The organism is Zetaproteobacteria bacterium (assembly GCA_003696765.1).
In the GTDB taxonomy this organism is placed as follows: Bacteria; Pseudomonadota; Zetaproteobacteria; order Mariprofundales; family J009; genus RFFX01.
The window spans coordinates 1-6,543 of record RFFX01000035.1 but is presented as its reverse complement, the minus strand read 5'-3'; the positions used below and the strand labels follow the sequence as shown (position 1 = coordinate 6,543).

Annotated in this window: 5 protein-coding genes; all 5 read left to right on the top strand. The window is 72.0% G+C overall.

Going from position 1 to position 6,543, the window contains the following annotated elements:
- Positions 1-121: 121 nt before the first annotated feature.
- Positions 122-1,918: a penicillin-binding protein 2 gene (locus D6682_03325; protein ID RMH51837.1), complete on the top strand. Its 1,797-nt coding sequence runs from the start codon at positions 122-124 to the stop codon at positions 1,916-1,918.
- The gene (murE, locus tag D6682_03320; GenBank protein ID RMH51836.1) at positions 1,911-3,443 is read left to right on the top strand and encodes a UDP-N-acetylmuramyl-tripeptide synthetase; all 1,533 of its coding nucleotides are present in this window, start codon (positions 1,911-1,913) and stop codon (positions 3,441-3,443) included. The genes D6682_03325 and murE overlap by 8 nt, the downstream gene beginning before the upstream one ends.
- Complete coding sequence (locus D6682_03315; protein RMH51835.1) at positions 3,434-4,783, top strand: UDP-N-acetylmuramoyl-tripeptide--D-alanyl-D-alanine ligase; 1,350 nt, start codon at positions 3,434-3,436, stop codon at positions 4,781-4,783. Before murE ends, D6682_03315 begins: the two co-directional genes overlap by 10 nt.
- On the top strand, positions 4,773-5,837 hold the full coding sequence (locus tag D6682_03310; protein ID RMH51834.1) for a phospho-N-acetylmuramoyl-pentapeptide-transferase: 1,065 nt from the start codon (positions 4,773-4,775) through the stop codon (positions 5,835-5,837). The genes D6682_03315 and D6682_03310 overlap by 11 nt, the downstream gene beginning before the upstream one ends.
- 2 nt (positions 5,838-5,839) lie before the next feature.
- Positions 5,840-6,543 (top strand): UDP-N-acetylmuramoyl-L-alanine--D-glutamate ligase (locus D6682_03305; protein ID RMH51833.1); only part of this gene is annotated, 704 nt, incomplete at its 3' end.

Genomic DNA, 6,543 nt, shown 5'->3' with positions numbered 1-6,543 from the left:
GGCGGGTGGGGGTGGGGAGGCGGTGTTGCTGCCTCCGCTCGATGCCGATCGCTACTTCCGCCGGCGCGCGCTGGTCGTCGCCGGCTTCCTCGCCCTGGGCTTCGTGCTGCTGGCCGTGCGTATGGTCGATCTGCAGTGGCTCCAGTCCGATCTGTTGCAGCACAAGGCCGAGCGGCAGCGCCTGCGCCGGTTCCAAGTCCCGGCGCCGCGCGGCACGATCCAGGATCGCAACGGCAACGTGCTGGCCGAGAGTCTGCGGGTGCCGTCGGTGGCCGCCTTCGCCGACAAGGTGCCGCCGGAGCGCTACGACGATCTGGCTCGGGCGCTGCACCGTTCGCGCCGCTGGGTGGAGCGCAGGCTCTCCGGGCGGCGCGGCTTCGTTTGGCTCCGGCGGCAGTGCCCGCCGAAGATGGCACAAGCGGTGATGACGCTCGGCATCCCGGGGGTGCGGCAGGAGAACGAGTGGCGGCGTTTCCAGCCCTTCGGCGCCGACGCCGGCCATCTGCTCGGCTTCGTCGGGGTCGACGGCAAGGGGCTGGAGGGGCTGGAGTACAGCCTCGACGACCATCTGCGCGGCCTCCCCGGCCTGCGGCGGGTGATGCGTGACGCCCGCGGCCGGCTGCTGCCGGGAAGCGAGTGGGTCAAGCTGCCGCAGCCGGGGCTGCCGGTGAAGCTGACCATCGACAGCGCCATCCAGAGCATCACCTACGCCGCCCTGGCCCACGGGGTGGAGGCCAACGGCGGCAAGGCGGGCGCGGCGGTGGTGCTCGATCCCAACACCATGGAGATCCTGGCGATGGCCAACTGGCCGTCGTTCAACCCCAACAACTTCCGCAAGTACCATCCTTGGCAGTGGCGCAACCGCGCGGTGACCGATGCCTTCGAGCCCGGCTCGACCATGAAGCCGTTCACCATGGCGGCGGCGCTCGCCTCCGGCCGCTGGAAGCCCGATTCGATGATCTACTGCGAGAACGGGCGCTTCCGTGTGGCCGACCACATCATCCACGACGACCATCCCCAGGGGTGGCTCGACATGGCCGGGGTGATCGCCCACTCGAGCAACATCGGTTCGGCCAAGCTGGCGCTCGACATCGGGCCGGAGCCCCTCTACCGCATGCTGGTGCGCGTGGGCTTCGGTGCACGGGCGGGGATCGGCCTGCCCGGGGAGTCCGCCGGCAATCTGCCGCCCCCGGTCCGCTGGGGTCCGGTGGAGACGGCCAACATCGCCTTCGGCCAGGGGGTGGCGGTCACCCCGCTGCAGCTCGCCGCCGCCTTCGCGGTGATCGCCAACCACGGAATCTACCGCGAGCCACGGCTGTTGCTGGAGCCGGAGCAGCGGCGGGATCCCCCGCGGCAGGTGATGGCGCCGCAGATCGCCGACGAGGTGCTGGCCATGCTGCAACAGGCCACCGGCAGCGAGGGGACCGGCGCGCAGGCGGTGCCGGATGGCTACAGCGTGGCCGGCAAGACCGGCACCGCACAGAAGCCCAACCGCCACGGTCGGTACGACCGCAAACGCTACACCGCGGTCTTCGCCGGCATCACGCCGGTGGAGAAGCCGGCGCTGGTGATCATGGTGATGGTCGACGAGCCGCAGCGGAGCATCTACGGCGGCAGCGTGGCGGCGCCGATCTTCCGCGCCATCGCCGCACAGGCGCTGCCTCGGCTGGGGGTGGCCCCCAGGCTGCAGGCCGACCGCCGCCCCCACCGGACCGCCCTGCGCCGGGTCGCCTTCGTCGACGAGGGGGCGCCCAGGGCGGCGCTCTACCACCTTTCGCTGCGCGAGGTGCGGCGCGAGGCGGCGCGCCACCATTGGCAGTTGCGGGTGCACGGCAGCGGCTGGGTGCGCCGGCAGAGGCCGGAGTCGCTCGCCTCGGTGGGCGAAGGGGGGCTCGTGGAGGTGTGGCTCGGTGAGTGAGCCGGCCGCTGCTGCCTCCGCCTTACTCCCGGGTTTCGCCGGGGGGACGCTGCACCACCTGCGGCTCGATCGGCCGGTGCCGTTCGACGTGGAGGGGCGGAGGGTGGCGGTGGCCGCGATCTGCGACGACAGCCGTGCGGTCACTCAGGGCGCCCTCTTCCTGCTGCTGCCCTCCGCCTGCACCGGCTACGAGGAGGGGCGGGTGCGCCGCTACTGCGCCGAGGCGCGGGCGCGGGGGGCGGGCTGTCTGGTGACGGTCGGGTTGGATCTGCTGCTGGAGCCGGGGATGCCCCATCTGGCGCTGGCCTCCATGGAGCAGGCCGGCGCGCTGCTCGGCAGGCTGCTCGGCACCCGGGATCGGCCGCCGCGATGCATCGGGGTGACCGGCACCGACGGCAAGAGCAGCATCGTCTGGATGGTGCGCCATGCGCTGGCCCGCAAGCTCGGCTCGGCCTGGTCGCTCGGCACGCTGGGCTGGATGCGCGCCGCGGACGACTGCCTCCCGCTGGACAACACCACGCCGTCGTTGTTGACCCTCCACGGGGTGCGGGCCGATGCGGGGCGCGCCGGGGTCGGCGCGCTGGTCTGTGAGGTCTCCTCCCACGGTGTGGCGCAGCAGCGCATCGCAGGGATCCCCTTTTCCGCGGCGCTCTGGAGCAACCTCGGCCGTGACCATCTCGAGGAGCACGGCGGGAGCGAACGCTACCGCGCGCTCAAGTGCCGCTTCATGCAGCAGGTGGCTGCCGGCGGCGGCCGTGTGGTGGGCAACGGCGACCATCCGGTGGTGGTGGAGGAGCTCGGCCGGCTGGAGGGGGCCTGCTGGTATCGGCGGGATGAGGGCGGCGCGGCGGCGCCCGATACGCTGGCCTGGTCGGTGGAGGATGGCCGGCGGCTCTGCCTTGCCGTGGCGGAAGGGTCGGTGGTGGTCGAGGATGTGCCGCCGGCCGCCTTCCACCACGAGAACCTGGCGGCGGCCGCCGCACTGCTCTGGTTCGGCGGCCTCGCCGGGCTCGACGATCTGCCGGCGCTGCTCTCCTCGATGCCGACGCCGACCGGGCGGATGGAGCAGGTGGCGGCGGGGGTCTACATCGACTACGCCCACACCCCGGAGGCGCTGGCCGCGCTGCTCGCCTCCGCCCGCCCGCTCTGTCGCGGTCGGCTGCTGCTGCTCTTCGGCTGCGGTGGCGGGCGCGACCGGGCCAAGCGGGCGCGGATGGGGGAGATCGCCGCCTGCGGTGCCGATGCCCTCTGGATCACCGAGGACAACCCGCGCGACGAGGATGCGCGGGCGATCGCCGAGGAGATCGCCGCCGGTGTCGCCGGGCGCTGCCCCTGCCGGATCGAGATCGACCGGGGGGCGGCGATCGCCGATGCGCTGCGCGCCAAGGGGCCGGAGGATCTGCTGCTGATCGCCGGCAAGGGGCATGAGTCGTACATCGAACGCGACGGCGTGCGCCAGCCGTGGAGCGATGCCGACTGCGTGCGCGCGCTGTTGCGCCAGCCGCCGGAGCGGCGGTGGGCATGAGCGCACGGGCCATGGCCGAGGCGACCGGCGGGGTGTGGCGCGGCACGCCGCCGCCGGAGGTGGCGGGCTTCTCGATCGACAGCCGCCGGCTGCGCCCGGGGGAGGCCTTCGTCGCGCTCTGTGGCCCCAACCACGACGGCCATCGCTACGCCGCCGACGTCGTCGGCCGCGCTTCCGCCCTGATAGGCGCGCGCGACCGGGCGGAGGGGTGGCGCATGCTTCCCGTGCCGCAACTGCTGGTCGAGGAGGGTGCGTCCGCCTTGCGGGCGCTGGCCGCCCGCCACCGTCGTGACTGCCGGGTGGAGCGGGTGATCGCGGTGGTCGGCTCGCAGGGCAAGACCACCGTGCGTACGCTGCTCGCCCATCTGCTCTCCATCGACCCGTGGCGGGTCCACCAGACCGAGGGCAACCGCAACAACCTGATCGGCACGCCGCTCACCCTGCTGGCCATCCCGCGGGCGGCGCAGGCGGCGGTGGTCGAGTGCGGCATCAGCGAACGGGGGGAGATGGCCGAGCTGGCTGCGATGGTGGCGCCCGACCTGGTGGTGGTGCCGGCGATCTCCTCTGGCCACAGCGCCGGGCTGGGTACGCTGGAGGAGATCGTCCGCGAGAAGGGGATCATGCTGCAGCGGGGGTGCCCCGATCTTTTCCTCGGGCGGGGCGTGGCCGCCTTGCTCGATCACGCCGGCGTGCGGACCGAGGGGGCGATGCTGCAGGCGGAGGATGTCTCGGCGGTGCAGGCGGTATTGCGCGGCGGCCGGCTGCTGCTGTGCCAGGGCGATGGGCAGGCGGCGCTCGATCTGCCGCTCCCCTCCACCGCCCTGGCGGAGAATATGGCGTTGGCCGCCACCGTGGCCCGGCGGCTGCGGCCGGAGTTGACCCTGGAGCGGATCGCCCGGCGGCTGGAGGGGTGGCGGCCGCCGGCGGGGCGGTTGCGGGCGATGCGCGGCCTCGGCGGCGCGCGCATCATCGACGACAGCTACAACGCCAATCCCGCCTCGATGGCGGCGGCGCTGGCGCTGCTGGCGGCGCTGCCCGGCCGCAGGATCGCGGTGCTGGGGGAGATGGCCGAGCTGGGGGATGACTCTGCGGCCGCCCACGCCGCCCTGCCGCTGGCCGGCATCGACCGGGTGCTGCTCTTCGGCGCGGAGATGGCGCCGCTGGCCGGGCGCTGGCCGCAGGCGGAGTGGTTCGCCGCCTTCGCCGATCTGGCCGATGCGGTCGGGCAGATGGCTCGCGGGCTTGGCCCTGACGACAGCGTGCTGCTCAAGGGGAGCCGCTGCAACCGGCTGGAGCGGCTGCTGCCGCTGCTGGCTCCGGAGGGGGCGGATGCTCTATAACCTGCTCTATCCGCTGGCCGACCGGGTGGCGTGGTTCAACCTGTTCCACTACATCACCTTCCGCACCATCTACGCCTTGATCACCGCGCTGGTGCTCTGCTGGCTGGCCGCCCCCCGCTTCATCCGCTGGCTGAGCGCCAGCCAGCAGCAGCCGATCCGCAGCGATGGTCCGGCCACCCACCACGCCAAGCAGGGGACGCCGACCATGGGGGGGCTGCTGATCATCGTGGCGGTGCTCCTCTCCACCCTGTTGTGGGCCGACCTGACCAACGGCTTCGTCTGGCTGGCGCTGCTGGTGCTGGTCGGCTTCGGTGCCATCGGCCTCTACGACGACTACCGCAAGGTGGTGCTGCACAGCCCCGAGGGGATCTCCGCCCGGCAGAAGATGGGGGCGCAGCTGGTTATCGCGCTGGTGGTCGGGCTGATCCTGACGGCGATGAGCGAGCCGCTGGTGGTGATCCCCTTCGTCAAGCAGCCGTGGAACATCGGCTGGTGGTATCTCCCCTTCGTCGTGCTGGTGCTTGTCGGCGCCTCCAACGCGGTCAATCTGACCGACGGGCTCGATGGTCTGGCGGTGGCGCCCACCTTCATGGTGGCGACGGCGCTGGCCGTGGTGGTCTATCTCACCGGCCACGCCCGCTTCGCCGACTACCTGCTCATCCCCCATGTCGCCGGAGTGGGTGAGTTGACCATCTTCTGCGGCGCCATGGTCGGCGCCTGTCTCGGCTTTCTCTGGTTCAACACCTATCCGGCGCAGGTGTTCATGGGCGATGTCGGCGCGCTGGCGCTGGGGGCGGCGCTCGGCTTTGTCGCCTGCGCCGCCCACCAGCAGCTGCTGCTGGCCATCGCCGGCGGGCTGTTCGTGCTCGAGGCGATCAGCGTCATGGTGCAGGTGGCCTCCTTCAAGCTGACCGGCCGGCGGGTCTTCCGCATGGCGCCGATCCACCACCACTTCGAGCTCAAGGGGTGGCCGGAACCCAAGGTGATCGTCCGCTTCTGGATCATCGCCATCCTGCTGGCGCTCTTTGCGCTCTCCACGCTGAAGATCCGATGACGATGCGCTGCGCGATTCTGGGCATGGGGGTCACCGGCCAGTCGATGGCCCGCCACCTGCGGGCGCAGGGGATCGACTGTCGTGGTTTCGACGAGCGGGGCGGGGCGGGGATGACCGCCGATGTCACCATCGGCCCGTTCGATGCCGATCTGCTGGCTGGGTTCGATCGCGTGCTGCTCAGTCCGGGGATCGCCTGGGACCATCCGGTGCTGCAGGAGTTGCGCGCGCGGCATGAGGCGAGTGGCCGTCCGGAGCTGCTCAGCGATCTCGATCTCTTCGGCGAGCAGTACCGGGGCAGGCTGCTGGCGGTGACCGGCACCAACGGCAAGACCACGGTCAGCCATCTGCTCGGCGTGCTGCTCGAGACGCTCGACGGCGGGGTCGAGGTGGCCGGCAACATCGGCCAGCCGATGCTCGATCTGCTCAGTGAACGCCACCTCTCGCCACGGGTGGTGCTTGAGCTCTCCAGCTTTCAGTTGCAGCGCAGCCGGCCGCTGCACGTCGATTGGGCCGCGCTGCTCAACCTGCAGGAGGATCATCTCGACCACCACGGCTCGGCCGAGGCCTACCTCGAGGCCAAGCAGCGGCTGTTTCGGTGCCAGCGGGAGGGGGATTACGCGCTGCTGCCGCGGGAGGAGCGGTTCGACGCCCTGGCCGGGGAGTTGGCCGCCCGGGGTGTGGTGGTGCGCCGCTTCGGGGAGGGGGC